This is a genomic window from Pseudoduganella sp. RAF53_2, assembly GCF_052113985.1.
In the GTDB taxonomy this organism is placed as follows: Bacteria; Pseudomonadota; Gammaproteobacteria; order Burkholderiales; family Burkholderiaceae_D; genus Rugamonas.
The window spans coordinates 1-1,692 of record NZ_JBFRDW010000910.1 but is presented as its reverse complement, the minus strand read 5'-3'; the positions used below and the strand labels follow the sequence as shown (position 1 = coordinate 1,692).

Genomic DNA, 1,692 nt, shown 5'->3' with positions numbered 1-1,692 from the left:
GCTCGCCATGAATCCAGTTCGCATCCGCCAGGCTCGGGCCTTCGCCGCCTTGCAGATTCACGCCATGACAGGACGCGCAATAGGTCTGGTACAGTTTGGCCGAAGCCGCGACATCGGCGGCGTGGGCGGAGACTCCGAGGCACAGCAAGGCTGCTGCGACGAGAGCTTTATTCATTGTTTTCTCCGGCAGTGGTTGGCAATGCCCGCATCATAAAGGAAAAAGTACATGAATAAGATGTTGGCAGCACTGGCCTGCCTGCTTGCACTGAATGCGGCAGCGGCGGATTTCGTCAAAGTCAGAGGCACGCATTTCGAGCGCGACGGCCAGGCGTACTACATCGCGGGTGCGAATCTCTGGTATGGCGGCTATCTGGGCGCGGCCGGCAAGCCGGGCGACCGCGCGCGGCTGGGCAAGGAGCTGGATGCGCTGAAGGCGCTGGGCATCAACAATCTGCGCGTGCTGGCCGTCTCCGAAAAGACCGTCATGCCCAGCGCCGTGCGGCCCGCCACCACGTCCGCGCCCGGCCAATATGATGAAGCGCTGCTGCAAGGCCTCGACTTCCTGCTGGCCGAAATGGCGCGGCGGGATATGACCGCGGTACTGTACCTGAACAATTTCTGGCAGTGGTCCGGCGGCATGACCCAGTATCTGAACTGGTTCGAGGGCACGCCCGCCATCGACCCGAACGTGACTAAGGACTATGAAGGCTTCATGAGCGCCACCGCGCGCTTCTACCGCAGCCCGCAAGCGCAGGACGAGTACCGGCGCGTGATCCGCAGCATCGTGCAGCGCAAGAACACGGTGACCGGCAAATCGTATGCGGCCGATGCCACCATCATGGCCTGGCAACTGGCGAACGAGCCGCGGCCGGGTGGCAGCAAGCCGGGCGCCGCCGAGCGTGACGCCTACGTGCAGTGGATCGACGATACGGCGAAATACATCCACAGCCTGGACTCCAGTCACCTGGTGAGCACCGGCAGCGAGGGCGTGGTCGGCGCATCACGCGATCCGGCCCTGTTCGAACGCGCCCACCGCAGCCCGCAGGTGGACTACCTGACCTACCACCTGTGGCCGAAGAACTGGGGCTGGACCACGAGCTGGGACAATGCCTGGTCCTTGAGTCGCGCTTATCTGAACGCGCACATCGACGCTGCCGCCAAGCTGGGCAAGCCTATCGTGCTGGAGGAATTCGGCTGGGGCCGTGATGGCGGCGCATTCGATCGCCGCTCAGGCACCGAGGGGCGCGACCGCTTTTACCGCGAGGTGCTGGATCTGGTGGCCACGCGCGCGGCGCAGGGCGATCCGATAGCCGGCTTCAATTTCTGGGCCTGGAGCGGTGCAGGGCGGGCGGCCAATCCCGACTATTGGTGGAAAGAAGGAAATGACTTCCTGGGCGATCCGCCCCAGGAAGAGCAGGGCCTGTACTCGGTTTTCGACTCGGACCAGGGCACGCTGGACGTCATCCGCCTCTATGCTGGCAAGCTGCGTCTCATGCGGTAAGTGCCGGATTTTGACGCCTGATCCCCGTTTTTTGCATTTCGTCGCAATTCCCGTGATAGGGCGGGGTGATGCCGATATGATGCAACCATAGAAAACCAATTGAATAAGAAAGGGGGGTCAAAATGAAGAAGAACGCTAAAAAACAAGCCCTGGCTGTCGCCGCTGTAATGATTTGCAGCACTCTGCTGGCT

3 protein-coding genes are annotated in these 1,692 nt (G+C 62.1%); 1 reads left to right on the top strand and 2 read right to left on the bottom strand.

From position 1 onward, the window contains the following. A partial coding sequence (locus AB4Z11_RS30930; protein ID WP_442029898.1) for a c-type cytochrome occupies positions 1-175 on the bottom strand: 175 nt, incomplete at its 3' end. Positions 176-226: 51 nt separating this feature from the next. Between AB4Z11_RS30930 and AB4Z11_RS30925 the strand changes: the two genes are divergently transcribed. Then, a complete protein-coding gene (locus AB4Z11_RS30925) occupies positions 227-1,501 on the top strand; it encodes a glycoside hydrolase 5 family protein (protein ID WP_442029896.1) in 1,275 nt (424 codons plus the stop codon). Here AB4Z11_RS30925 and AB4Z11_RS30920 read toward each other — a convergent pair. Next, on the bottom strand, positions 1,491-1,692 hold a 202-nt coding region (locus AB4Z11_RS30920), incomplete at its 5' end, for a hypothetical protein (RefSeq protein WP_442029894.1). The two genes, AB4Z11_RS30925 and AB4Z11_RS30920, sit on opposite strands and share 11 nt — an antisense overlap.